Here is a 24,370-nt window from a genome sequence, read left to right as displayed (position 1 = left end):
TCGCGGCCGAGTTTATCCCCGGACGGGAAGCGGCTCCAAGCGCGTAAAAATAGTCAGGGGGTGCTGCAAAGTTATGTGACTTATGACACACTTCCCCGACGCGGTTTTACGCGATCCTGATCGTGATGGTTTCAAGCGATTTGCCAAGCGTCTGACAAGATGACTGACCAGGACTTCACAAGGACATTGAAATGAGCAAGCAGGCCGAATTTGCGGTCATTTTGAAGATGAACGCGATGTTCGCGGATCTCGGTGCAGACGAGCTCCAGCGGCTGTCCAATCTCTGTCACACCCAGCATCTGGGGAACGGCGAGGTGCTGTTCCAGAAGGGCGATGCCGGCAACGCGCTGTTCGGCGTGCGCCGCGGCCAGGTCCGCATCGAGACAGGTGCCTCCGACGGCAGCCGGCTGACGCTCAATTTCATGGGCCCGGGCGACCTGTTCGGCGAAGTCGCGGTGCTGGACGGCCAGAATCGGACCGCGGATGCGACCGCCGGCGAGGCCAGCGAATTGTTCGTGCTGCGGCGCGAAGATTTCCTCAGCTTCCTCGAACGCGAGCCGAAGGTCGCAATCAAGATCATCGCATTGCTGTGCCAGCGCATCCGCTGGCAGAGCGAGCGCATGGAGGAATCCATGCTGCAGCCGCTGCCGGTGCGCCTGGCGCGACGGCTCTGCGCGCTGGCCGCCGATTTCGGTTCCGAGGTGCACATCTCGCAGGAGCAGCTCGGCGTCTTCGTCGGAGCCGCCCGCGAGAGCGTCAACCGCCAGCTCCAGGCCTGGCGCAAGGAAGCGATCCTCGATCTGCAGCGCGGCCGGATCCTGCTGCGGAACATGACCAAGCTGACCGCGATCGCGCGGAACGAGTAGGGCGAAGCCGAACGTAGCCTACGAATGCAGGGCTTGCCGGTGCAGACCGCAGGGCCGAGCGTGATCCGCGTGAAAGCTATTGGGGTAACAGAGCGCCTTGAAGGCGCCCTGCGTTGACGCGCCCCTCCAGCCGCTCGCCTGGAATTTTACTCCGCAGCACGGTGGGCAACGTCTTTTGATGCCGGCGCCGCGCCGTGATGATTGTCCGTCTCGGCGTCCTCGCTGTGCACGATCAGCCGCTTGGCGAAGCGCCAGATCAGGGCGCCGAGATCGTCCATCACCATGAACATCGCGGGCACGAACACCAGCGACAGGATGGTCGAGAAGATCAGGCCGCCGATCACCGCGAGCGCCATCGGCGAGCGGAACTCGCCGCCTGCGCCGACCGCGAGCGCGCTCGGCATCATGCCCGCGGCCATCGCGATCGTGGTCATCACGATCGGCCGGGCGCGCTTCATGCCGGCGTCGATCATGGCTTCCTCGCGCGGCTTGCCGTCGCGGATCGCTTCGATCGCGAACTCCACCAGCATGATCGCGTTCTTGGTGACGATGCCCATCAGCATCAGAATGCCGATCCACACCGGCGTGGTGAGCTGCTTGCCCGTGATGAGCAGAGCCGCGATGGCGCCGCCGATCGAGAGCGGCAGCGAGAACAGGATGGTGATCGGCTGCAGGAAGGTGCCGAACAGCAGCACCAGCACGGCGTAGACCATCATCAGGCCTGCCGTGATCGCGGTGGCGAAGCCGTCGGACAGTTCGTTGAGGCTTTCGGCGTCGCCGGAGGGAGAGACCTTCACGCCCTTCGGCCGGCTCTTCATCACCGGCAGGTCATAGATCTTCTTGGTGGCGTCGCCGAGCGCGGCGGAGCCGACGAGGTCGGCGGCGACGGTCGCCTGCCGCTCGCGATCGTAGCGGTTGATGCTGGTCGGGCCCTGGTCGAGCTTGACGTCGGCGATGACCGAGAGCGGCACGCCGCCCTTCTCGCCGTGCTCGCCGAGCGGCACGCGCAGCTGTTCCAGCGTCTTCAGATTGCCGCGCGCGGCATCCTCGAGCTGCACGCGGATCGGCACCAGACGGTCGCCGACGTCGAACTTGGCGAGCGCGGGTCCGACGTCGCCGATGGTGGCGACGCGGATGGTCTGCGACAGGCTTTCAGTCGAGACGCCGAGCCGCGCGGCAAGATCGGCGCGCGGCTCGACGCGCAGCTCGGGCCGCTCCAGCGTGGTTTCCGAGATCACGTTGGAGATGGTGGGAATCCGCTTCATCTGCGTCGCGAGCTCGCTCGCGAAATTGTTGACGATGTTGGCGTCGACACCGGTTACGACCAGGGAGATGGCGCGCAGGCCGTTCTCGTCGAGGAACCAGAAGCGGATGTCGGGGATGTTCTCCAATTCCTGGCTGATTGAGAATTCCAGCTCGCGCTGGGTGATGTCGCGGGCATCCTTGGGCGTGTAATTGATGATCAGCGCGGCGCGCCGGACTTCCTGGGTGCCCGGTGGAACGCGCCCGCCGTCGACGAAGATGCTCTTCACCTCGGGCCGTTTGCGCAGGCGTGCGACGATGTCCTCGGTGACCTTTTCCGTATAGGCAAGCTGGGTGCCCGGCGGCAGCTCGAGGGCCAGCAGTGAGCGCGAACTGTCCTGCGCCGGCAGAAAACCCTGCGGCAACAGCGTGATGCTCCAGATCGAGGCGGCGAAGACGCCGAAGCCGACCAGCACCGTGATGAAATAGTGTTTCACCGACCAGGCTACGATCCTGTGATAGGACCGCAGCACGCGGCCGGGAGGCGGTTCTTCGTGAGTGCCAGGCTTGAGGAAGTAGGCGGCCAGCACCGGCGTGACGAAGCGCGCCGCCAGCAGCGAGAAGAACACCTGCACCGAGACGGTGATGCCGAACTGCTTGAAGAACTGTCCGGCGATGCCCGACATGAAGCTCGCCGGTGCGAAGATCGCGATGATGGTGAGCGAGATCGCGATCACCGCGAGGCCGATTTCGTCGGCAGCTTCCAGGGCGGCACGGTAGGGCGATTTGCCCATGTTCATGTGCCGGACGATGTTTTCGATCTCGACGATGGCGTCGTCGACCAGAATACCTGTCGACAGCGTGATGGCGAGGAAGCTGACGAGGTTCAGCGAGAAGCCGAGCATGTCCATCGCCCAGAACGCCGGGAAGATCGACAATGGCAGCGAGATCGCGGCGATGATGGTGGCTCGCAGGTCCCGCAGAAACAACAGCACGATGACAACGGCGAGGATGGCGCCCTCGAACAGGGTGGAGATCGCCGCGTGGTAATTGCCGTTGGTGTATTCGACCGAGGTGTCGATCACCTTCAGGTCGACGTCGGGATAGGCGGCCTTGAGCGCGTCGACGCGCTTCTGCACAGCCTCGGCCACCTTCACGTCGCTGGCGCCTTTAGAACGCTTGATGCCGAGCGCGACGATCGGCTCGCCGTTGAAGCGGGCGAAGGTGCGGCGGTCGGCGATGGTGTCAGTGACGGTACCGAGATCGTCGAGCCGGACCTCGCCGCCGCCGAACAGCGGGATCATGGTGCCGGCGAGATCGCTCAGCGTCTTGGCGCCCGCGAGCGTACGGATGGCCTGGTCGTTCTTGCCGATCTCGGCGCGGCCGCCGGCGACGTCGACATTGGTGCCGCGCAGGCTCTGGCTGACGTTGACCGCGGTCAGGCCCATTGCCTGCAAACGGTCCGGGTCGAGCGAAACCAGGATCTCGCGCTCGACACCGCCGATGCGCTCGACCTGGGCGACGCCGCGGACACCTTGCAGCGCGCGCTTGACCACGTCGTCGACGAAGTAAGAGAGTTGCTCGGGCGTCTTGCCCGGCGAGATCGCGGCATAGGTCACGATCGGCAGGCCGATCACGTCGACGCGCTGGATCAGCGGCTCGGTGACGTTCTGCGGCAGGTTCGAGCGCACACGCGTCACCGCGTCCTTGACGTCGTTGAGCGCGCGGTCGGTATTGGTCTCCAGCGCGAACTGGATGGTGGTGACCGACACACCGTCGGTGATCTGTGAGGTAATGTGCCGCACGCCCTCGACGCCGGAGACGGCGTCTTCGACCGTCTTGGTCACCTGCGATTCGAGCTCGGCGGGCGCCGCGCCGAACTGCGAGACCACGACCGAGATCACGGGAATGTCGGCCGAAGGCAGCCGCGTCACCGCGAGCTTGGTGAAAGACACCCAGCCGAGAATCAAGAGGATGATCGAGAAGACGACCGACGGCAGCGGATTCCGGATCGACCAAGCCGAGATATTGAGAGCCATCAGCGTACCCGCGTGCGATCGAGTTCATCGGCGAACATGGTCTTGATCTGGTCGCCGTCATGGAGCGAAGAGCCGGCGTCGGCCACGACGATTTCGCCGACGTCGAGGCCTTCCAGGATTTCCGTCGCGTTGTCGGACGACAGCCCGACCCGCACCTTGCGCGTCTCGATCGTGTTGCCCTTGACGACCTGAATGGTGAGATGGTCGATCGCGGTCTTGGGGATCGAGACGCCGCAGCTTCGCTTGGCGTCGATCGAGGCGCGGGCGAACACGCCGACCTTCAGCGACGGATTGTTGGTGACGCTGATGCGGACGCGGCCGAGCTGCGTGGCGCGGTCGATCTCGGGCGCAACCAGCCGGACCCGGCCGATCAAATCGGGCGCGTCGTCGCGGCTGATCCGCACGGTGGCGCCCGAACTGAGCTTGGGCATGTGCACCGCCGGGACCTGAGCATCGAGCTCGATCTCGTTGTTGACGGCGATGCGGAACATCGGGCCGGCCTGCGGGGAAGCGGGCGCGCCGACGATGGTGCGGACTTCAGTGATGAGGCCGGGCGCAGGTGCCTTCAGCGAGATCGGGCCTTGCGGACCGGGTCTCTGCGGCTGCCCCGGGATCTGCGGCGGCGCGGTCAGGCGCGCCAGCTCCTGGTTGTCGGCAACGACGGTGCCTTCGGTGACGAAGAGATCGGTGACCTTGGATCCCTCCTGGTCGGCGATGACCACGGCCTCGCGGCGCGGCACGAAGAAGCCGGTCACCCGCACGAGGTCGGAGAAGCAGGCATTGGTCGATTTCGTCACGATGACGAGCGCCTCGCTCTGCGTTTCCTTCGGCTCGGCGCGCTTGCGATGCTCGAACAGGTAATAGCCGACGCCGAGCGCGACGACGAACACCACCGTTCCGGCAGGCTTGAGATATTCGGAGAGGTTCATCGCCGGATCATCCTGGCCTGGCTCACGGCCATCCGCGCGAGGCCCATCGAGAACGTTTCCCTGAAACAAAGCGGCGTCCCGCAAGGCCGCGGGACGCGCTTTGGAGGCGAGACTTTACACCACATCACGACTTGTCACTTCAAAGGATTACGTCGTGCTCACTTCGATGCGGTGGTCTTGTTTTCCATGTTGACGACCTGCACGCGGCGGTTGGCCTCCGCCATCGGCTGGCTCGGATTCTTCAGCTTGCTCTTGCCGTAGCCGACGGTGACGAGGTCGGTGGCGGAGATGCTGTACTTGTCGACGAGGTAGCGCTTGATCGCATCCGCGCGGCGTTCCGACAGGTCCTGGTTGTAGGTTTCGCCGCCGGCGGCATCGGTGTGACCGGCCACCACGAAGGTGGAGCCCTTCAGGTCGGGACTGGTCAGCGCGCGACCGAGCGCCTGCACGGATGGCATCGACTTGGCGCTGATATTGGCGGAGTTGTAGTCGAAAGTGATTTCGAGATCGATGTTCGGCTTGTCCTTGGCGACCGATGCGATTTCCTCGCGCTCGGTCGAGGACAGCGAACGCGTCGAGCGGCCGCGCACCGACTGGATCAGCTTGCTCTCGGCGGCGTTCGGCGCGGGATCAGCCTGCGGGGCGATCGAGAGGCCGCGGGTCAGGGGCTTCTTGGCCGGCGGCGCCAGCGCGCGGACGATGTCATCCTCGGTGACGTTCTTGCTGTTGCCGTCGTCGCCGGCGAAGGCGGGCGAGGCCGGCAGCGACAGCGCGGCGCCAAGAGCGATGATGGACAGGATCGCGGTAAGTCCCTTTGCAGCCGATTTCATAACCAGTCCCTCCTGCGCAGCCAGCTCGCGCGGTTCCAAAATTCCTGCCAAATTCCTGCAATGAGCCCCCCGGGGAAGGCCGCCTGCGGCGTCCGTTCGTTAGTCTTCCCTGGGCCACCAGGGGTTCGAGGCGCCGCCTGCCTCAATTCAAAAAAATACTAGCGCACTCCGTAGCTTGCGAACTCCTGAACGATGTTCGGATCCATTGCCTTTGCATTGGCGATATCAAGCGCGCCTTCCTGGGCGGAGCCATTGCGCTGCTTGGCGAGGCCGCGTCCGTAGAGCGAGGAAGTCAGGCGCGGGTTGATCCTCAGGGCCGCATCGAAATCGGCGATGGCATTCTTGACCGCGCCCGATTTGAGGTTGACGAGCCCGCGGCTGTCCAGCGCGTCGACGAAGTTGGGCCGCAGCCGCAACGCCTCGTTGCAATCCTTCAGCGCGCCCTGGAGGTCGCCGACCACGGTGCGGGTCCAGCAGCGGTTGTTCAGCGCCTCGACATCCTTGGTGTTGATCCGGAGCGTGTCGTCGAAATCCTTGATGGCAAGGTTGTAGGCGCCCTTGCTGGCATAGACCTGGCCACGCCGGTACAGCGCGTTCACGTCATCAGGATTGGCGGCGATCTTTGAGGTCAGGCTCTTGATCGTGGGATCGTCGGCCAGCGCAGCAGCGCTCGGCCCGCTGTCCATGCTCGGTGCCGGAGCGGGATCTGCCGGCTTTACCGGCGGTGGCGGCGGGGGCAGGGCGGCCTCGATCTGCGGCTTCGGCGTGGTGGCCGGCGCGGGCGCAGGCGCAGGTGGAGAAGCCGGCGCGGGTGCCGCCGCGGTGTCGGCCGGCTTCGGCGGCGGAGGCGGTGTCGGCGGCGCGGGTGGTGCCGGCGGCGGGTTGTTGGCGACAACCGGCGGCGTCGCGGGAGGCGCGGGCGGCGTCGCCGGTGCCGGACGCGATCCGCCGGCTCCCGGGCTGAACGAGAAATCTTCGGCCAATGAAGAGGATATCCAAGGCACCTGCTCGCCGCGCGAAGCGCGGGTGACGCCCATCTTGGTCCGATTCAGCGTCTCCTCGGCCATCAGGTCGGGGACCCGGATTTCCTTCAGGAGCTCCTGGACGAACAGGCTGTGCCCGCCGCCGGCGTCGGAGACCACCGAGGCCAGCGCCGCCGAATACATTACCAGCGTTCCGTTCGGCGCGATGACCGGGGTCAGGCCGGCCGAGAAGCTGCGGAACCGGCGCTCAAACGGATTGCGCCTGGAGGCGTCGATCAGAGCGATCTTGACGCCGGCGCCGCGGGTGTTGAGCTCGCCGAGGACGGTCTCGAGGCTGAAACCGTCGCGGCGCACGTCGGATTCGGTCCATATCTGCGCATCGATCGGCAGCATGTAGCTCTGGCGCGCCGACTGGATGCCGAAGCCGCTGTAGAATACCAGCGCCACCGATCCCGGCTTGATCTTGCCGTAGAGCTTGTCGAACGCGCGGCGCATGCCGTCGCCGGTCAGATTCTCGCCGATCTCGACCGAAAAGCCGTCGCGCTTGAGCTCGTCGGCGACGTCACGGGCATCGTTGATCGGTTCCTTCAGCGGGGCATCCGCATCCGGATATTTCGCGTTGCCGATGACCAGCGCAAAGCGGTCACCGGCCGCAAGCGATGGTGCAGTCGGGACGAGCGAGACGAGCAAGGGCAGAAGAAAAAGGAAGCGAATTTTCATAATCAGCGCGGTCCAGCCAAAAAGGCGCCGTTCCCAGCTTGCGCCGCGGCGACCTTAACTTACGCTTCCTGCATTATCAAACCGGGGACGGGGGGCGTCAACCGCTTGGAGATTCGGCGTTATCGCGACGATTGACCGCAACGCCAGGGTGCGCCGCAGGGGGAATAAACAGGCTCTCATGTTTGTGCTCGACGTGATCCGGCTCGATCTTACCGGCGGCACGTTAGGGCCTCCATGGCGACGAAAATGTGATTGGTCTCACATTGAAGGCCTGCCGCCCTGATGCGGCGCGGCGTTTGACCTTTGCAGCGGAGAATGGCTTGGTGCGCAGGATCGTGCCGAAGATCCACTCAGAAAAGCAAAGCAAAAGCAAAAACCATGGGAAACGCCTACGAGATCTACGCCCTGCGCTATGCGACGATGTCGCCGCGCACCCCCAGCATGAACTTCCTTCAGCCCGATCCGCATGACAGCGCGGCGCAGGACCTCGACTATTTCGTCTGGCTGATCCGCGGCGGCGGCCGCGACATCCTGGTCGACACCGGCTTCAATGCCGAGGAGGCGAGCGCGCGGGCGCGCAAGCTGACGCTCAATCCGGTCGATGCGCTGGAGCGTTTTGGCGTCGCGGCGTCAAGCATCCGCGACGTCATCGTGACGCATCTGCATTACGACCATGCCGGCAATCTCGATCGCTTCCAGAATGCGCGCTTCCATCTCCAGGAGCGCGAGATGGCCTACGCGACGGGACGCTGCATGTGCAACGGACTGCTGCGACATCCGTTCTCGGTCGAGCACGTCACGCAGATGGTGCGCCACGTCTATGGCGAACGCGTCACTTTCTATTCGGGTGACGGCGAGGTCGCGCCCGGCGTCACCGTGCATCGTGTCGGCGGCCATTCGGACGGCCTACAGGTGGTCAGGGTCGAGACCGCGCGCGGGCCGGTGGTGCTGGCGTCCGATGCCGCGCATTACTACGCCAATCTGCAGCGCAAGAGCCCGTTCCCGATCGTCTACAATGTCGGCGACATGGCGGTGGGCTGGGAGACGATCGAGCGCCTCGCCGGCCATCCTGATCGATTCATTCCCGGCCACGATCCGATCGTGACGGAGATCTATCCGCGCGCCAGCGACAAGGTCGATGCCTGGGCGCTGCACCTGCCGCCGTCGCGGTCGTTTGCGAAGTGAGGGCGAAGCCGTCATTCCGGGATGCGCCGAAGGCGCAGGCCCGGAATCCATAACCACGATCGGGAGTATGGATTCCGGGCTCGCGCCCAAGAGGGCGCGCCCCGGAATGACAGCGTCGGCTAATACGCCTGCTTGGCGTCGGCTTCTTCGCTGGTCTGGATCAGGTCGAGACTCGCTTCGATCTTGCCGAGCCGGGTCGAGAGCGGCGGTTTGAGTCTCGATCGGCAATTCCGGTCTGACCTTTTCTTCGGACGTGTGCGGTCTCCGAGACGGGCGGCAGATATGGCTTCAACGAGTGCCGGCAGGATCCTCGCAAGCAACGATATCGTGGGGAGATTTTCGAGCCGCTAGCTCCGGGGGAGAGAATACCGCTAGGTATCCTCCGTCCCCTGCGAGCTTATATGTGGCGATCTCGCGATAGCCGACGACAGTTAATTCGCAGCGCAAGAGCGCAATTGGCGTGCCATGCTTCGACGTCGGAAGCTCAAGATCGACAATTCCCACCCGCGCACCCTGCTTCAAGGCGGGCGCGAGATTGTAGAGGAAGGCATACGGTTGGGCTATCTCGTGATACATATGCGCAAGGATTGCGGCGTCCAGCGAGGAAGCGGGCAGACGCGGGTCGTGTGGTTCGCCGAGCGCGAATTGCACGTTCGTCAACTTCAGAAGTTTTGTTCGCCTGGCGAGTTCGACGAGGTAATCCCGCGTGACGTCCTGGGCAACGACAGAGCCGGCGGGTCCGACGAGGTGCGAGAGCCTGACCGTGTGGTAGCCACTGCCTGCTCCAATGTCGCCGACTGTCATGCCTGGTTTCAGTTCAAGCATACGTGCGATTTGACCGGCCTCATCGAGGGCGTCGCGGCGCTCATCGGCGGAGCGGCGCGGGCTGACGATTCGTGCGATAGGGCGCTGCGGTGAGGGAAACTCGTTTGCAGCGACTCCGGGGGGAGCCAGATAACCCATATCAACGGCGTATGCGCGAGTTGCAGCAAAGGCCACAAGTAGCATCGCTATATACGCCACTGCCGTCACGGGCCTACCAAGCTTTCTCAACCGGACTCCCAAAAGCCGACGTCTGCGCGTCCATGAGTACGCGTCCTAATACGCCTCTTTCGCGTCGGCCTCTTCGCTGGTTTGGATCAGATCGAGATTCGCTTCGATCTTGCCGAGCAGCACCGAGAGCTGCTTGCGCTCCTGCGCGGAGAGGCAGGCGAGGATTTCGTCTTCCCGCCGCAGCAGCTGCGGGAACAGCTCTTCGTAGAGCGCGCGGCCCTTCTTCGTCAGTTGCAGGCGGAATTCGCGGCGGTCGGCTTCGTTCTCCACCCGCTCGATCAGATCCTCGTTGAGCAGCGCAGTCACCGCGCGGCTGATGGTGGATTTGTGCGTGCGGGTGCATTGCGCGATGTACTGCGCGCTACAGGCATCGTTGCGGAACCCGAGCGTGGCGATCACGCGCCAGGCCGGAATGTCGAGACCATGCCGTTCCTGATATTCGACCGAAAGCGCGGAACTGACTTCCGCTGCGAGCCGGTTGAGACGAAACGGTACGAACTTGAACAGGTCGAGCCGTGCCTTTGGCCGCACGGAGGCCTCTTCGGCTTCGCGGGCCTTCACTGCGATGTCGCTGGATGTCCTCGCCAAGGAGCGCGCTCCGAATTCCAGTTGACGGCCGGCCGGCTCCGGTCCAAAATAGTTGCACGTGAGACTATCTAGCAGATCAGTCCTCTCCTGACCAGAGCCGAGGTTCGAGTATGGCGCAGGCCAAGACTCTTCAGGTCAAGACGCATCAGGCCAAAGCCCAGTTCGGCTATCGCCGCCATGCCGATCAGGACCGCGCCGGCCAAAGCCCGGCCGAGCATCCCGTCGTGGTTGTCGGCGCCGGTCCGGTCGGGCTGTCGCTCGCGATCGACCTCGCCCAGCGCGGCCAGCGCGTCGTCCTTCTGGATGACGCCGACCGCATCGGCGAGGGCTCGCGCGCGATCTGCTTCTCGAAGCGGTCGCTGGAATATTGGGACCGGCTTGGCGTCGGCGATCGCATGGTCGCCAAGGGCGTGGTGTGGAGCGTCGGCCGGATCTTCCACGGGGAGTCCCTGCTCTACCAGTTCAACCTCCTGCCCGAGGACGGCCATAAGCGGCCCGCCTTCATCAATCTCCAGCAATACTACGCCGAAGCCTATCTGGTCGATCGCATCCAGGATCTGCCCGAGATCGACCTGCGCTGGCGCAACAAGGTGACGGCGCTGGAGCAGCGCAATGACGGCGTGGCGCTGACGATCGAGACGCCGGAAGGCGCCTACCGGCTGCACGCGCAATATGTGATCGCCTGCGACGGCGCGCGCTCCTCGCTGCGGCAGATGGTCGGCGCCGAGTTCGCCGGACAGGTGTTCGAGGACCAGTTTCTGATCGCCGACGTCAAGATGACCGCGGAATTCCCGACCGAACGCTGGTTCTGGTTCGATCCGCCGTTCCACGCGGGACGTTCCGCGCTGCTGCACCGGCAGCCCGACGATGTCTGGCGCATCGACCTCCAGCTCAACCGCTACGCCGATCCGGTGGTCGAGAAGAAGCCGGAGAACGTGCGGCCGCGGATCGCGCGCATGCTCGGCCACGACAAGTTCGAGTTCGAGTGGATCTCGCTCTACAAATTCCAGTGCCGGCGGATGGATCGTTTCATCCATGGCCGCGTGATTTTTGCGGGTGATTCCGCTCATCAGGTTTCGCCGTTCGGTGCCCGCGGCGCCAATTCCGGGCTCGAGGACGCCGAAAACCTGTCCTGGAAGCTCGACCGCGTGCTGCGGGGCACCTCGCCCGCAAGCCTGCTCGAAAGCTATCACGCCGAGCGCAGCATGGCGGCCGACGAGAATATCCGCGAGTCGACGCGCTCGACCGATTTCATGGCGCCGAACTCGCATCAGGAAGCGCGGCTGCGCAAGGCGGTGCTGTCGCTGGCCAAGGAGACCGAGTTCGGCAAGCGTATGGTCAATGGCGGGCGACTGTCGGTGCCGTGCAGCTACGCCTCCCCGTTGTCGTCGCCGGATGCAGATGTCTGGGGCGGCGGACCGTCTCCCGGCTGCTCCATGCTCGACGCGCCAATTGCCGAGCAGGCCTATCTGACGGACGCCTTCCGCAAGGGTGGAACGGACTTCACCCTGCTCTCGTTCAACAATGGCGCGGCGATTGATGTGCCCGACGGGGTCAAGGATGTTCGCATCGGCGGCGAGGGCGGGCTTGCCGATCCCTCGGGCCTTGTCGCAAAGCGCTACGACGCCGCCCCGGGCGCTGCCTATCTGCTCAGGCCCGATGGCTATGTCGCCGCGCGCTTCCGCCATCCGACGCGCGCCGCGATCGCGGCGGCGTTGTCGCAGGCCCAAGGGCTGAATTGAGGTTTCGCATGCCGTTGTCTACCAGCTCCAACTTTGCGCGGCCGGACGATGCCTTCCGCGCCATCGTCGAAGCGCATCGCGGGCTCACGGAGGAGCAGAGCGCCGATTTCGACGCGGCGCTGGTGCTGATCCTGGCCAACCATATCGGCGACATCGATGTCCTGCGTGAGGCGGTCGAGCTTGCCAAGCGCCGCATGATCGACGGCCAGCAGCAGCAACAGCAACAACAATAACCCAAAAGACTCAAAGGACGAATTGATGGCGAAGAACTTCGCATCCACCGGCGATCTCTCCGAGAAGAAGATCACCTTCTCCGAGATCGGCACCGATCTCTATGCTTTTACCGCCGAGGGCGATCCGAACACCGCGGTGATCGTCGGCGACGACGGCTGCCTGGTGTTCGACGCGCAGGCCACGCCGGCGATGGCGAACAAGGTGATCGAGCGCGTCCGCACTGTGACCGACAAGCCGATCAAATATGTGGTGCTGTCGCACTATCATGCCGTGCGCGTGCTAGGGGCCTCCGCCTACAAGGCGCAAGGCATCGTCGCCTCGCAGGAGACCTATCGGCTGATCGAGGAGCGCGGCAAGCAGGATTGGGATTCCGAGTACGGCCGCTTCCCGCGGCTGTTCCAGGATGCGCAGAGCATCCCCGGCCTGACCTGGCCGACACTGACTTTCGAAGGCGAGATGTCGATCTATCTCGGCAAGCGCGAAGTGCGGCTGATGCAGCTCGGGGCCGGCCACACCTCCGGCGACATCGTCGCCTGGGTGCCTGATGCCGAAGTGATGTTCTCCGGCGACCTCATCGAATATCACTCGGCCTGCTATTGCGGCGACGCGCATTTGCGCGAATGGCCGCTGACGCTGAACGAGATCCGTAACTTCAATCCCAAGGCGATCGCGCCGGGCCGCGGTGATGCGCTCAACGGCACGGCCACGGTGCGCGAAGCCATCGCGATGACGCGCGATTTCGTCACCTCGCTCTATGGTGCAGCCGAAATCTCGGTGGCCAAGGGGCGTACGCTGAAGGAATCGATGGCGGCGACCCGCGAGGTAATGGACCCGAAATTCCACAGCTTCGCCATCTACGAACACTGCCTGCCGTTCAACGTGTCGCGCGCCTTTGACGAGGCGTCGGGGATCGACGATCCCGTGATCTGGACCGACAAGCGCGACCAGGACATGTGGGCAGCCCTGCAAGGAGGAGGATAGTGATGAACATCAACACCTCGCCCGATCAGATCATCCGAAGCTCGGCGCAGGTGACGCCGGGCTACATGTCCGGCTTCGGCAACAGCTTTGAGACCGAAGCGCTGCCGGGCGCGCTGCCGATCGGGCGCAACTCGCCGCAGCGCTGCGCCTACGGGCTCTATGCCGAGCAATTGTCCGGCTCGCCCTTCACCGCGCCGCGCGGCACCAATGAGCGCTCATGGCTCTATCGCATCCGCCCCTCGGTGAAGCATTCCGGCCGCTTCGAGAAAGTCGAGGCCGGCCTGTGGCGTTCTGCGCCATGCCATGAATACGATCTGCCGATCGCGCAGATGCGCTGGGACCCGACGCCGCTCCCGAAGGAGGATGTGACCTTCGTCCAGGGCGTGCAGACCATGACGACGGCGGGCGATGTGAACACGCAGGCCGGCATGGCCGCGCACGTCTATCTCATCACCAAGTCGATGGTGGACCAGCATTTCTACAATGCCGACGGCGAGCTGATGTTTGTGCTTCAGCAGGGCAATCTTCGCCTCGTCACCGAGTTCGGCCGCATCGATGCCGAGCCCGGCGAGATCGTGGTGATCCCGCGCGGCGTCAAGTTCCGCGTCGAGATTCCGAACGGGCCGGCGCGCGGCTATCTCTGCGAGAATTACGGCGGCGCGTTCACGCTGCCGGAGCGCGGGCCGATCGGCGCCAACTGCCTGGCCAACGCGCGCGATTTCCTCACGCCGGTCGCGCATTACGAGGACAAGGACACGCCGACCGAGCTCTACGTGAAATGGGGCGGCTCGCTGTTCAAGACCATTTTGCCGCATTCGCCGATCGACGTTGTCGCCTGGCACGGCAATTACGCGCCCTACAAATACGATTTGCGTACCTTCTCGCCGGTTGGTGCGATCGGCTTCGATCATCCCGATCCCTCGATCTTCACGGTGCTGACCTCGCCGTCGGAGACGGCGGGCACCGCAAATATCGATTTCGTGATCTTCCCCGAGCGCTGGATGGTTGCCGACAACACCTTCCGGCCGCCCTGGTACCACATGAACATCATGAGCGAGTTCATGGGCCTGATCTACGGCGTCTACGATGCCAAGCCGCAAGGCTTCGTCCCCGGCGGCATCTCCTTGCACAATTGCATGCTGCCGCACGGCCCCGATCGTGATGCCTTCGAGCATGCCAGCAACGGCGAATTGAAGCCGGTGAAGCTGACGGGGACCATGGCCTTCATGTTCGAGACCCGCTACCCGCAGCGCGTCACCGCGCACGCCGCGAACGCGTCCACGCTGCAGGACGACTACGCGGATTGCTGGAAGGGACTTGAGAAGCGGTTCGACCCGAACAAGCCGTAGTCTCTCTTACCCTCCCCTCGAGGGGGAGGGTCGTTACGCATGCAGCGAAGCGGAATGCGTAGCGGGGTGGGGTGACGGTCTCTCTGCGTGGAACGCTGCCCGTGTTGAGAGATCACCCCACCCCGTCCCATATTTCGCTGCGCTCAATATGAGCCGACCCTCCCCCTCCAGGGGAGGGTGACACCGTCACCGCTGTGCAACGGGAAGCCCATGCCCCACCCCAACGACCCCAGCCTCCGCTCCTTCATCAACAACGATCCCGCCTCCGACTTCCCGATCCAGAACCTGCCCTACGGCGTGTTCTCGACCGCGGCGAATCCGACGCCGCGTGTCGGCGTCGCGATCGGTGATTATGTGCTCGATCTCTGGGAGCTCGAGCAGGATTCCCGGCTCGATGTCGGTCCGCTCGGGGTGTTCTCCGGGCCCTCGCTCAATCCTTTCATGGCGCTTGGACCAAAGGTCTGGGCCAAGACGCGGGCGCGGATCAGCGAGCTCCTCCGGGCCGATCATCCGGAGCTGCGCGACAATGAGGAGCTGCGCAAGCAGGCGTTGGTGCCGATGCGCGATGCAAGACTGCATCTGCCGTTCGCGGTCTCCGGCTATACCGATTTCTATTCGTCGAAGGAGCACGCCACCAATGTCGGCGTGATGTTTCGCGGCAAGGACAATGCGTTGCAGCCGAACTGGCTGCATATGCCGATCGCCTATAACGGTCGCGCCTCGACCGTCGTCGTGTCAGGCACCAAGGTGAAGCGACCGCGCGGACAGCTGAAGCCGCCGAATGTGGACGTGCCGAGCTTCGGGCCGTGCAAGCGGCTCGATTTCGAGCTGGAGATGGGCGTCGTCGTCGGGCAGCCCTCGCCGATGGGCGGCATGCTGAGCGAGCAACAAGCCGAGGAGATGATCTTCGGCTTCGTGCTGCTCAACGACTGGAGCGCGCGCGACATCCAGCAATGGGAATATGTGCCGCTCGGCCCGTTCCTCGCAAAAGCCTTCGCGACCTCGATCAGCCCGTGGGTGGTGACGCGCGAGGCGCTGGAGCCGTTCCGCTTGAACGGACCGGAGCAGGAGCCGGTGCCGCTCGATTATCTCAGACAGGGCAAGCCGCAGAATTACGATGTCGAGCTCGACGTCTCCTTGCGCGCCGCCGGCGCCAACGCGCCCGCCAGCATCAGCCGCACCAATTTCAAATACATGTATTGGTCCTCGGTGCAGCAGCTGATGCATCACGCCTCCAGCGGCTGCGCGATGAATGTCGGCGATCTCCTGGGGAGCGGTACCATCTCCGGTCCGGCGAAGAACCAGCGCGGCAGCTTGCTCGAGATCAGCTGGAACGGCACCGAGCCGGTTGAATTGCCCGGCGGCGCCAAGCGCTCCTTCCTGGAGGACGGCGACAGTCTCGTCATGCGCGGTTGGTGCCAGGGCAATGGCTATCGCGTTGGGTTCGGCGAGGTCGAGGGGACGATTTTGGCGGCGGAGTGATTGCCGCACGCTCGGTCTCGTAGGGTGGGCAAAGCGACTTGTCCGCCATAGCTCGAAGAGCGACGGCGGAAGCGCGCCCACCATCGCTCGGCGTATCGAAAGATCGTGGGCACGGCGCAAGAGCGCCTTTGCCCACCCTACGGCATCAACGGTGTGGAAAGACCTAGCGCCTCTCCGGCGGCACGTCCCGTATCCGCGCGCAATGCGTCGCGACGTCCTCGACGCTGTATTTCAGATGCACCCGCTTGTCTGACGGTGCCTGCTTGCTCGTGCAGACGCCCGGCCGCCATTCCTGCGTCGGCCTGATCGGACGCGGCGCAAAACCGCCGCCGCAGTTCGGGCAGACGTTGGAGAGCTTGGTCTCGACGCAATCCGCACAGAACGTGCATTCGTAGGAGCAGATCCGCGCATCAATTGCATCGGGCGGCAGGTCGCGGTCGCAATATTCGCAGTTCGGTCGAAGCTGGAGGGCCATGGCTGAATCTCCGGATTGGCTGGGATCATCGCAGATCGCGCGGGAAGCGCGAATGACGTAGTTCCCTCGATTTCAGCCGGCCTTGATCTCCCTCAGCGGCAATCGCGAGCTCTCCTTCAGCCTGTCGAGCACGATCGAGGAGCGCACATGCGCCACGCTCTGATGCGGCATCAAGACGTCGTTGACGAGGTTGGAAAGACCCTTGAGATCGCGCAGCACCGCCTTCAGCACGTAGTCGGCGTCACCGGTGAGCGAATAGGCCTCCTGGATCTCGTCGATGCGGCCAACCAATGCGCGAAACCGCTTCGAATTATCCGGCGAGTGGGTCGCGAGCGTCACCTGGATGAAGGCGATCACGCCGAAGCCGAGCGCCTCGCTGGAGAGATCGGCATGATAGCCCGCGATCACCTTCTCCTCCTCCAGCCGCATCCGCCGGCGCGAGCATTGCGAGGCCGAAAGTCCCGCGAGGTCGGCAAGCTCCTGGTTGGTGAGGCGGCCATCGTCCTGGAGCGCGCCCAGGATCTTGAGGTCGAAGGCGTCAACCGAAATCATGCGTCATTTGTCCATTTCATGCACGGATCGTGCATATCATAGTCAAAACGCGTCCCGTTTGCACGCTCCTTGCGCGTCCTATGAAGGATAGTTCCTTCCAGCAACCTTTCGGGAGAACACCATGGGACCGTTTCCGCACGATGCACCGCCGGCCACTGTCAGTGCCGACAATCCGATGGGCACCGACGGGTTCGAATTCGTTGAATATGCGCATCCCAATCCGGAAGAGCTGCACGCGCTGTTCAAGCTGATGGGCTATGCGCCCGTCGCGCGCCACAAGACCAAGACAATCACAGTCTACCGCCAGGGCGACATCAACTATCTCGTCAACGAGGAGCCCGGCAGCCACGGTTACGAGTTCGTTGCCACGCACGGGCCCTGCGCCCCCTCGATGGCGTTCCGCGTCGTCGATGCGAAGGCGGCCTATGACCGCGCGATTTCGCTCGGTGCGGAGCCTGCCGATGTGTCATCGGCGCAGAAGACGCTCGACGTGCCCGCGATCAAGGGCATCGGCGGCAGTCTGCTCTATCTCGTCGATCGCTACGGCGCCAAGGGCTCGGCCTATGATGCCGAGTTCGAATGGCTCGGCGCGCGCGATCCGCGGCCTGCCGGCGCCGGCCTGTTCTATCTCGACCATCTCACCCACAACGTCCATCGCGGCCGCATGGATGTCTGGGCCGGCTTCTACGAGAAGCTGTTCAACTTCCGCCAGATCCGCTTCTTCGACATCGAGGGCCGCGCCTCCGGCCTGTTCTCGCGGGCGTTGACCAGCCCGGACGGCAAGATCCGGATTCCGATCAACGAGGATGCCGGCGATTCCGGCCAGATCGAAGAATATCTGAAGACCTATCGCGGCGAGGGCATCCAGCACATCGCCTGCGGCTGCCGCGACATCTACCCCACCATCGAAGACCTGCGCGACGCCGGCCTGCCCTTCATGCCGTCGCCGCCCGAGACCTATTTCGAGCGGATCGACGCGCGCCTGCCCAAGCATGGCGAGGACCTCGCGCGTCTCCGGAAGAACGGCATCCTGATCGACGGCGAAGGCGTGGTGGAGGGCGGCCAGACCAAGGTGCTGCTCCAGATCTTCTCGGCCAACGCGATCGGCCCGATCTTCTTCGAGTTCATCCAGCGCAAGGGCGACGACGGGTTCGGCGAGGGCAACTTCAAGGCCCTGTTCGAATCGATCGAGGAGGATCAGATCCGGCGCGGGGTGTTGAAGGTGGATGCGGCGTAAGCACCTGCGTTAGACGCGGGGGGCACCCTCAATGTCGGTGTCGTCCCCGCCTAGTGCGCAATCGCGCACGGGGGCGGGGACCCATAACCACAGGGAGTAGTTGCGGCGCGAGCAGATAACTCCGAGTCTTCGCCAAACCGCTTCCTGTGGTTATGGGTCCCGGATCTGCACTCGCTACGCTCGCTTGTCCGGGACGACGGGGGAATTTGAGGCGGCAGCGGAGAGTCTATCTTTTCCACGCCTGCATCACCGCCCCGATCTCCGCCGCCTCCGGTTCACGCACCGCCGACGGCGTGCGCGAAAACCGCGGCGCGGGCGCGGGCTGCTTCACGCCGTGGCGCTCGACGAACACGTTGCGGGCGACCATGTGCGGATGCCGGGTTGCTTCCGACATGGTCAGCACCGGCGCGAAGCAGATATCGGTGCCTTCCATGATCTTGCACCAGTCCTCGCGCGTCTTGCTCTTGAATACGGCCTTCAGCTTCTCCTTCAGCGCCGGCCAGGCCTTGGGGTTCATCTGCGCGTCGAAGTCGGCATCGGTGAGACCCGCATGCTCGCGCAGCAGCGCGTAGAACTGCGGCTCGATCGAGCCGATCGAGACGAAATGGCCGCAGGCGCATTCATAGACGCCGTAGAAATGCGCGCCGCCGTCGAGGAAGTTCTGGTTGCGCCCTTCGGTCCAGCGTCCCAGCGTGGTCATGTCGAAGAAGAACGACATCAGCGAGGCCGCCCCGTCGCACATCGCGGCATCGACGACCTGGCCCTTGCCGGATCGCTGCGCTTCCAGCAGGGCCGCGAGCACGCCGACGACGAGATAGAGCGCGCCGCCGCCGAAATCGCCGACCAGATTGAGCGGCGGCACCGGTGCTTCCTTCGTGCCGATGGCGGCGAGCGCGCCGGTGATGGAGATGTAATTGATGTCGTGGCCGGCGGCATTGGCGAGCGGGCCTTCCTGGCCCCAGCCGGTCATGCGGCCATAGACCAGCTTGGGATTGCGTGCGAGCACGACGTCCGGCCCGAGCCCGAGCCGCTCCATCACGCCGGGACGAAAGCCCTCGACCAGCGCATCGGCGCTGGCAAGCAGGTCGAGCACCTCTGCGATCGCCGCCTTGTCCTTCAGGTCGAGCTCGATCACCTTGCGGCCGCGCCCCGCCACCGACTTCATGCTCTTCTTCGCGCCGACCCGGTCGAGCGTGACGACGTCGGCACCCATGTCGGCCAGCATCATGCAGGCGAACGGGCCGGGGCCGATGCCGGCGAATTCGACGATGCGGAAGCCCGAAAGCGGGCCGGAGGCGCGGACGGTCGAGGTGGGCGCTGATTTATCGAGCACGTTGTTGTTTCCTCGGGTCGCGGGCGGATGCCGATGGTTCGGCAATCGCCGCTGACATTCTTCTTTGGAGCGAGTTAATCGGCTGATTAACTTTTCTCGCCTTCATGCCAGCGAGGCAAGCGCTTTTGATGCCGCACCGCCAAAATAAAACGGCGCGCACCGAAGTGCGCGCCGCGGAAAATTTGTGTCGAGGCGCTATCAGCGCGCCGCAGCCACCGCGCGCTGCGCCATTACCTTGATGAGGTTGGCGCGGTACTCGGCAGTGCCGTGGATGTCGGCCAGCAATCCGTTCGCCGAAATCGTCACGCCGTCGATCGCCGCCGGCGACCAGTTCGCCTTCAGTGCGGCTTCAATCGCAGGAACCCGCATCACACCGGATTGCGAGGCACCAGTCGCGGCGACGCGGACCTCGCCCGATTTGCTCTGCGCGACGAACACGCCGGTCAGCGCAAAGCGCGAAGCCGGATGCCGCATCTTCTCGTAGCCTGCTTTCGCCGGAACCGGGAACGACACGGCGGTGATGATCTCGCCGTCTTCGAGCGCCGTGGTGAACAGGCCTTGGAAGAAGTCCTCGGCCGAGATCGACCGCTTGTTGGTCTTCACGGTGGCGCCGAGTGCGAGCAGTGCGGCGGGAAAATCCGCCGCAGGATCGTTGTTGGCGATCGAGCCGCCGATCGTACCGCGGTAACGCACGGCGGGATCGCCGAGCACCGAGGTGAGATAGGAGATCGCGGGAATCGCCTTCTTCACATCGGCATTGGTCATAATGTCGTAATAGATCGTGGCGGCCTTGATAATCAGCGTGTCGCCCGACAATTCGACGCCTTGCAGCTCCTTGATCTTGCCGAGGTCGATGACGTCGGAGGGGCTGGCGAGCCGCTGCTTCATGACTGGAAGCAGCGTCTGGCCGCCGGCAAGGAACTTTGACTCGCTGCCCTTGGCGAACAGGCTGGCGGCCTCGTCGACCGAGGAAGCGCGATGATAGGTGGTCTGGTACATCTTCGTTCCTCCTCTTAAGCCGCGTGGATCGTGCGCCACACCCGGTCAGGGGTTGCGGGCATTTCCAGATTGTTCTTCCCGATCGCATCCGTGATCGCGTTGATCACGGCCGCAGAGGCGCCGATCGCGCCGGCCTCACCGCAACCCTTGATGCCCAAGGGATTGCCCGGGCAGAGCGTCGTGGTGTGGGAGAGATTGAAGGAGGGCACATCGTCGGCGCGCGGCATGGCGTAGTCCATGAACGAGGCCGTGACCGGCTGGCCGTTGGCATCGTAGATCGCGTGCTCGAGCAGCGCCTGCCCGATGCCTTGAACGAGGCCGCCATGGACCTGGCCCTCGACGATCATCGGGTTGATCAGCCGGCCGAAATCGTCGGCCGCGACGAAGTCGACGAAGGACGTCTTGCCGGTGCCGGGATCGACCTCGAGCTCGCAGATATAGGTGCCGGCCGGGAAGGTGAAGTTGGTCGGATCGTAGAAGGCGCTCTCCTTCAGACCCGGCTCCATCCCGTCAGGCAGATTGTGCGCGGTATAGGCTGCAAGGGCGACCATCGGCAGGGCAATCGCCTTATCGGTGCCGGTCACCTTGAACTCGCCGTTCTCGATGACGATGTCGGCCTCGGAAGCTTCCAGCGCATGCGCCGCAATCTTCTTGGCCTTGGATTCCATCTTCTCCATCGCCTTCAGGATCGCGGTGAGGCCGACGGCCGCCGAGCGCGAGCCGTAGGTGCCCATGCCGAACTGCACCTTGTCGGTGTCGCCATGGACGATCGAGACCTGGCTGATGGGAACGCCGAGGCGCTCCGCGACGAGCTGGCAGAACGTGGTCTCGTGACCCTGGCCGTGGCTGTGCGATCCCGTGAGGATCTCGATGGTGCCGACCGGGTTGACGCGCACCTCGGCCGATTCCCACAGGCCGACGCCGGCGCCCAGGCTACCGACCGCCTTCGACGGCGCGATGCCGCAGGCCTCGATGTAGCAGGAGACGCCGATGCCGCGCAGCTTGCCGTCGGCTTTCGCCTTGGCCTTGCGGGCGGGGAAGCCGGCATAGTCGATCGCCTTCATGGCAGCGTCGAGCGAGGCGTTAAAGTCCCCGGTGTCGTAGGCCATGATGACAGGCGTCTGATGCGGGAACTGGGTGATGAAGTTGGTCCGGCGCAACTGGGCCGGATCGACCTTCAACTGCCGCGCCGCCGTTTCCATCAGCCGCTCGATCAGATAGCTCGCCTCGGGGCGCCCGGCGCCGCGATAGGCGTCGACCGGCGTGGTGTTGGTGTAGACCCCGACCACCTCGGCATGGATCGCCGGGATGTTGTACTGGCCCGACAGCAGCGTCGCGTAGAGATAGGTCGGCACCGAGGACGAGAACAGCGACATGTAGGCGCCGAAATTGGCGTAGGTCTTCACCTTGAGGCCGGTGATCTTGTTGTTGGCGTCGAACGCCATCTCGGCATGGGTCACATGGTCACGGCCATGCGCGTCGGTGAGGAAGGCCTCGGTGCGGTCGCCGGTCCATTTCACGGGACGGCCGATCTTCTTGGAGGCCCACAGCGCCACCATCTCTTCGGGATAGATGAAGATCTTGGAGCCGAAGCCGCCGCCGACGTCGGGCGCGATCACGCGCAGCTTGTGCTCGGGGGCGATGTTGTAGAAGGCCGAGAGCACGAGGCGGGCGACATGGGGGTTCTGCGAGGTCGTATAGAGCGTGAAATGCTCTTCCGCCGCGTCGTAATCGGCAATCGCCGCGCGCGGCTCCATCGCATTCGGCGCGAGGCGGTTGTTGGTGACGTCGAGCTTGACCACATTGGCGGCCTTGGCGAAGGCTGCATCGGTGGCGCCCTCGTCGCCGATCACCCAGTCATAGACCTGGTTGCCGGGAGCCTCGGGATGAAGCTGCGGCGCGCCGGCCTTGATCGCGGCTTGCATGTCGGCGACGGCCGGGAGCTCTTCATAATTCACGACGACGGCCTCGGCCGCGTCGCGCGCCAGATTCTTGCTGTCGGCGATTACGACCGCGACGGCCTGACCGACGAAGCGCACCGTCTCCGGCGCCATCGCCGGCCAAGCGCCCATCTTCATCGGGCTGCCGTCCTTGGAGGTGATGGCCCAGCCGCAGATGAGGTTGCCGACCTTGTCGTCGACGATTTGTTGGCCCGTGAGCACCGCGACCACGCCCGGCATCTTCAGCGCGGCGGAGGAATCGATCCCCTTCACCTTGGCGTGTGCGTGCGGGCTGCGGATGAAATGGGCATGGGTCATGCCCAGCAATTTGATGTCGTCCACGTACCGGCCCTTGCCGGTAATGAAACGCTTGTCTTCCTTGCGCACGACTCGCGCGCCGATGCCTTCAACACCCATGTCTGGTCCTCCCGACCGGAAATTTTATGGCTGCGCCTTCCTTCGAGAGCGGCAGCGGTGATTTTGTTCGTTCGAGGCGTGCCGCTTTACTCGGCCGCCTGCGAGACCTTCATGCGCCCGGCTGCATCCAGCACGGCCTTGACGATGTTGTGGTAACCGGTGCAGCGGCAGATATTGCCTTCGAGCTCGGTGCGGACGGTCGCCTCGTCGAGCTGACCACCATGGCGGTGCACGATGTCGATCGCCGACATGATCATGCCCGGCGTGCAATAGCCGCATTGCAGGCCGTGATTGTCGCGGAAGGCGGCCTGCATCGGGTGCAGCTCGTCGCCCTTGGCGATGCCTTCGATGGTGGTGATGCTGGCGCCGTCGGCCTGGCCCGCCAGCATGGTGCAGGATTTCACCGCGCGACCGTCCATGTGCACGACACAGGCGCCGCACTGGCTGGTGTCGCAGCCGACATGGGTCCCCGTGAGATTGAGGTGATCGCGCAGCAGTTGGACCAGCAGCGTGCGGTCCTCGACGTCGACAGCAACGGCCTTGCCGTTCACTGTCAGTTTGACTGTAGACACGGTGTCGTCCTCCCAGAATGTTTGTAGTTATTCCAATTAGAAACAGCGCGATGAAACTTTGCAACTGGGATTTTGGGTCGCCGGGCGTCACGAAACGGTCGTCGAGGCGCCGCGATCAGACAGCAGCGATCCGTGCCGCAGCCAGTGCATGGCGCGACCTGTCCGAAACCTGCGGGGAGATGGTCTCTCGTCTTCCGCGGCGTCCTCCTCTGCCATCGCGCGAAGGCTGCTCGCCCGCGGATTTCGGTCCAGCGCCGCCGATTGTCTCTCCCTTGGGACCTCTGTCGTCGTTCCGCAAATAGGAGCACGGCCGAGCAACTTTGTAATCGCGATCTTGGTAGTAGGATTTTGCGCGATAAGCCATTGATATTATTGAAGCGTTGATCGATTCATGAGGGGCCTGGCCGGCTCGGCGGGGCTGCCGAGAGGCGGACTGCCCAAGTCCGCCTCTACTCCCTGGCGATCAGTGGATGCGAAGAGCCAACCGAACTCTCGAGATGGCTTCGCGAACCGAGTGCCACCGTCGTGCTGAAGGCCTGCCGGTCACAGCGGGCGACAACCACACGGCGACATTGACGGATATCGTAACGCCCAGCGGTCATCCGCCGCGGTTGAACCGCCG

General features: G+C 64.2%; 20 protein-coding genes and 1 pseudogene. 8 read left to right on the top strand and 13 right to left on the bottom strand.

Annotation, left to right across the window (positions count from 1 at the left end; all coding sequences use genetic code 11):
* Positions 1-191 precede the first annotated feature (191 nt).
* Entirely contained in the window at positions 192-866 is a 675-nt protein-coding gene (locus tag GA0061098_RS38060) for a Crp/Fnr family transcriptional regulator (protein ID WP_028143892.1), read from the top strand.
* Positions 867-1,012: 146 nt separating this feature from the next.
* Here the strand turns inward: GA0061098_RS38060 and GA0061098_RS38055 are convergent, their stop codons facing one another.
* The 4 genes from GA0061098_RS38055 to GA0061098_RS38040 form a co-directional block, all read right to left on the bottom strand.
* Positions 1,013-4,147, bottom strand: a complete 3,135-nt coding sequence (locus GA0061098_RS38055) for an efflux RND transporter permease subunit (protein ID WP_091966486.1) — start codon at positions 4,145-4,147, stop codon at positions 1,013-1,015.
* Positions 4,147-5,076, bottom strand: coding sequence for an efflux RND transporter periplasmic adaptor subunit (locus tag GA0061098_RS38050; RefSeq protein ID WP_028143894.1), 930 nt, complete (start codon positions 5,074-5,076; stop codon positions 4,147-4,149). The genes GA0061098_RS38055 and GA0061098_RS38050 overlap by 1 nt, the downstream gene beginning before the upstream one ends.
* Positions 5,077-5,234: 158 nt before the next feature.
* On the bottom strand, positions 5,235-5,906 hold the full coding sequence (locus GA0061098_RS38045) for an OmpA family protein (RefSeq protein WP_091966518.1): 672 nt from the start codon (positions 5,904-5,906) through the stop codon (positions 5,235-5,237).
* A 158-nt stretch (positions 5,907-6,064) separates the two neighbouring features.
* Positions 6,065-7,609 (bottom strand): caspase family protein, encoded by a 1,545-nt coding sequence (locus tag GA0061098_RS38040; protein WP_091966484.1) that lies wholly within the window; start codon positions 7,607-7,609, stop codon positions 6,065-6,067.
* A gap of 378 nt (positions 7,610-7,987) precedes the next feature.
* On the opposite strand from GA0061098_RS38040, the gene GA0061098_RS38035 reads away from it, so the two are divergent.
* Positions 7,988-8,794 (top strand): N-acyl homoserine lactonase family protein, encoded by an 807-nt coding sequence (locus tag GA0061098_RS38035; RefSeq protein WP_165637869.1) that lies wholly within the window; start codon positions 7,988-7,990, stop codon positions 8,792-8,794.
* A gap of 119 nt (positions 8,795-8,913) precedes the next feature.
* Here the strand turns inward: GA0061098_RS38035 and GA0061098_RS46550 are convergent.
* The 3 genes and pseudogenes from GA0061098_RS46550 to GA0061098_RS38025 all read right to left on the bottom strand — a co-directional run.
* Positions 8,914-8,997: pseudogene (locus GA0061098_RS46550) on the bottom strand (MarR family winged helix-turn-helix transcriptional regulator); the annotation flags it as partial.
* A gap of 85 nt (positions 8,998-9,082) precedes the next feature.
* Positions 9,083-9,802 carry a class I SAM-dependent methyltransferase gene (locus tag GA0061098_RS38030; protein WP_091966480.1) on the bottom strand — a complete coding sequence of 240 codons (720 nt, stop codon included), beginning with the start codon at positions 9,800-9,802 and terminating at the stop codon, positions 9,083-9,085.
* A gap of 90 nt (positions 9,803-9,892) precedes the next feature.
* The gene (locus GA0061098_RS38025) at positions 9,893-10,435 is read right to left on the bottom strand and encodes a MarR family winged helix-turn-helix transcriptional regulator (RefSeq protein ID WP_091966478.1); all 543 of its coding nucleotides are present in this window, start codon (positions 10,433-10,435) and stop codon (positions 9,893-9,895) included.
* A gap of 110 nt (positions 10,436-10,545) precedes the next feature.
* Here GA0061098_RS38025 and GA0061098_RS38020 point away from each other — a divergent pair, with 110 nt between their 5' ends.
* From GA0061098_RS38020 to fahA, 5 genes are all read left to right on the top strand, one after another.
* A complete protein-coding gene (locus tag GA0061098_RS38020) occupies positions 10,546-12,177 on the top strand; it encodes an FAD-dependent oxidoreductase (protein WP_091966476.1) in 1,632 nt (543 codons plus the stop codon).
* An 8-nt stretch (positions 12,178-12,185) separates the two neighbouring features.
* Entirely contained in the window at positions 12,186-12,410 is a 225-nt protein-coding gene (locus tag GA0061098_RS38015) for a DUF2783 domain-containing protein (RefSeq protein WP_091966474.1), read from the top strand.
* Positions 12,411-12,435: 25 nt separating this feature from the next.
* Complete coding sequence (locus GA0061098_RS38010) at positions 12,436-13,392, top strand: MBL fold metallo-hydrolase (RefSeq protein ID WP_091966472.1); 957 nt, start codon at positions 12,436-12,438, stop codon at positions 13,390-13,392.
* A 2-nt stretch (positions 13,393-13,394) separates the two neighbouring features.
* Positions 13,395-14,741 (top strand): homogentisate 1,2-dioxygenase, encoded by a 1,347-nt coding sequence (hmgA, locus tag GA0061098_RS38005; protein ID WP_165637868.1) that lies wholly within the window; start codon positions 13,395-13,397, stop codon positions 14,739-14,741.
* Between the two features lie 210 nt (positions 14,742-14,951).
* Positions 14,952-16,223 carry a fumarylacetoacetase gene (gene fahA / locus GA0061098_RS38000; RefSeq protein ID WP_091966467.1) on the top strand — a complete coding sequence of 424 codons (1,272 nt, stop codon included), beginning with the start codon at positions 14,952-14,954 and terminating at the stop codon, positions 16,221-16,223.
* A 163-nt stretch (positions 16,224-16,386) separates the two neighbouring features.
* Here fahA and GA0061098_RS37995 read toward each other — a convergent pair whose 3' ends face one another.
* Entirely contained in the window at positions 16,387-16,698 is a 312-nt protein-coding gene (locus GA0061098_RS37995) for a DUF1272 domain-containing protein (protein ID WP_091966465.1), read from the bottom strand.
* Between the two features lie 72 nt (positions 16,699-16,770).
* Positions 16,771-17,250 carry an Lrp/AsnC family transcriptional regulator gene (locus GA0061098_RS37990; RefSeq protein WP_091966462.1) on the bottom strand — a complete coding sequence of 160 codons (480 nt, stop codon included), beginning with the start codon at positions 17,248-17,250 and terminating at the stop codon, positions 16,771-16,773.
* A 121-nt stretch (positions 17,251-17,371) separates the two neighbouring features.
* On the opposite strand from GA0061098_RS37990, the gene hppD reads away from it, so the two are divergent.
* The gene (gene hppD, locus GA0061098_RS37985; RefSeq protein WP_091966460.1) at positions 17,372-18,487 is read left to right on the top strand and encodes a 4-hydroxyphenylpyruvate dioxygenase; all 1,116 of its coding nucleotides are present in this window, start codon (positions 17,372-17,374) and stop codon (positions 18,485-18,487) included.
* Between the two features lie 226 nt (positions 18,488-18,713).
* On the opposite strand, the gene GA0061098_RS37980 is transcribed toward hppD, so the two are convergent.
* The 4 genes from GA0061098_RS37980 to GA0061098_RS37965 form a co-directional block, all read right to left on the bottom strand.
* Positions 18,714-19,820 carry a CaiB/BaiF CoA transferase family protein gene (locus GA0061098_RS37980; protein ID WP_091966515.1) on the bottom strand — a complete coding sequence of 369 codons (1,107 nt, stop codon included), beginning with the start codon at positions 19,818-19,820 and terminating at the stop codon, positions 18,714-18,716.
* A 198-nt stretch (positions 19,821-20,018) separates the two neighbouring features.
* Positions 20,019-20,819: an FAD binding domain-containing protein gene (locus GA0061098_RS37975; RefSeq protein WP_091966457.1), complete on the bottom strand. Its 801-nt coding sequence runs from the start codon at positions 20,817-20,819 to the stop codon at positions 20,019-20,021.
* A 14-nt stretch (positions 20,820-20,833) separates the two neighbouring features.
* Positions 20,834-23,176, bottom strand: a complete 2,343-nt coding sequence (locus GA0061098_RS37970; RefSeq protein WP_091966455.1) for a xanthine dehydrogenase family protein molybdopterin-binding subunit — start codon at positions 23,174-23,176, stop codon at positions 20,834-20,836.
* 86 nt (positions 23,177-23,262) lie between these two features.
* Positions 23,263-23,748, bottom strand: coding sequence for a (2Fe-2S)-binding protein (locus GA0061098_RS37965; protein ID WP_018321562.1), 486 nt, complete (start codon positions 23,746-23,748; stop codon positions 23,263-23,265).
* Positions 23,749-24,370 lie beyond the last annotated feature (622 nt).

The sequence above is a fragment of the Bradyrhizobium shewense genome (assembly GCF_900094605.1).
GTDB classification, from domain to species: Bacteria; Pseudomonadota; Alphaproteobacteria; order Rhizobiales; family Xanthobacteraceae; genus Bradyrhizobium; species Bradyrhizobium shewense.
The sequence above is the reverse complement of the archived record's forward strand: the minus strand, read 5'-3'. Positions and strand labels throughout refer to the sequence as shown.

Coding starts and splice junctions, on each gene's coding strand:
- GA0061098_RS38060 (WP_028143892.1), top strand. CDS start 192: ATGAGCAAGCAGGCCGAATTTGCGGTCATTTTGAAGATGAACGCGATG.
- GA0061098_RS38055 (WP_091966486.1), bottom strand. CDS start 4,147: ATGGCTCTCAATATCTCGGCTTGGTCGATCCGGAATCCGCTGCCGTCG.
- GA0061098_RS38050 (WP_028143894.1), bottom strand. CDS start 5,076: ATGAACCTCTCCGAATATCTCAAGCCTGCCGGAACGGTGGTGTTCGTC.
- GA0061098_RS38045 (WP_091966518.1), bottom strand. CDS start 5,906: ATGAAATCGGCTGCAAAGGGACTTACCGCGATCCTGTCCATCATCGCT.
- GA0061098_RS38040 (WP_091966484.1), bottom strand. CDS start 7,609: ATGAAAATTCGCTTCCTTTTTCTTCTGCCCTTGCTCGTCTCGCTCGTC.
- GA0061098_RS38035 (WP_165637869.1), top strand. CDS start 7,988: ATGGGAAACGCCTACGAGATCTACGCCCTGCGCTATGCGACGATGTCG.
- GA0061098_RS38030 (WP_091966480.1), bottom strand. CDS start 9,802: ATGCTACTTGTGGCCTTTGCTGCAACTCGCGCATACGCCGTTGATATG.
- GA0061098_RS38020 (WP_091966476.1), top strand. CDS start 10,546: ATGGCGCAGGCCAAGACTCTTCAGGTCAAGACGCATCAGGCCAAAGCC.
- GA0061098_RS38015 (WP_091966474.1), top strand. CDS start 12,186: ATGCCGTTGTCTACCAGCTCCAACTTTGCGCGGCCGGACGATGCCTTC.
- GA0061098_RS38010 (WP_091966472.1), top strand. CDS start 12,436: ATGGCGAAGAACTTCGCATCCACCGGCGATCTCTCCGAGAAGAAGATC.
- hmgA (WP_165637868.1), top strand. CDS start 13,395: ATGAACATCAACACCTCGCCCGATCAGATCATCCGAAGCTCGGCGCAG.
- fahA (WP_091966467.1), top strand. CDS start 14,952: ATGCCCCACCCCAACGACCCCAGCCTCCGCTCCTTCATCAACAACGAT.
- GA0061098_RS37995 (WP_091966465.1), bottom strand. CDS start 16,698: ATGGCCCTCCAGCTTCGACCGAACTGCGAATATTGCGACCGCGACCTG.
- GA0061098_RS37990 (WP_091966462.1), bottom strand. CDS start 17,250: ATGATTTCGGTTGACGCCTTCGACCTCAAGATCCTGGGCGCGCTCCAG.
- hppD (WP_091966460.1), top strand. CDS start 17,372: ATGGGACCGTTTCCGCACGATGCACCGCCGGCCACTGTCAGTGCCGAC.
- GA0061098_RS37975 (WP_091966457.1), bottom strand. CDS start 20,819: ATGTACCAGACCACCTATCATCGCGCTTCCTCGGTCGACGAGGCCGCC.
- GA0061098_RS37970 (WP_091966455.1), bottom strand. CDS start 23,176: ATGGGTGTTGAAGGCATCGGCGCGCGAGTCGTGCGCAAGGAAGACAAG.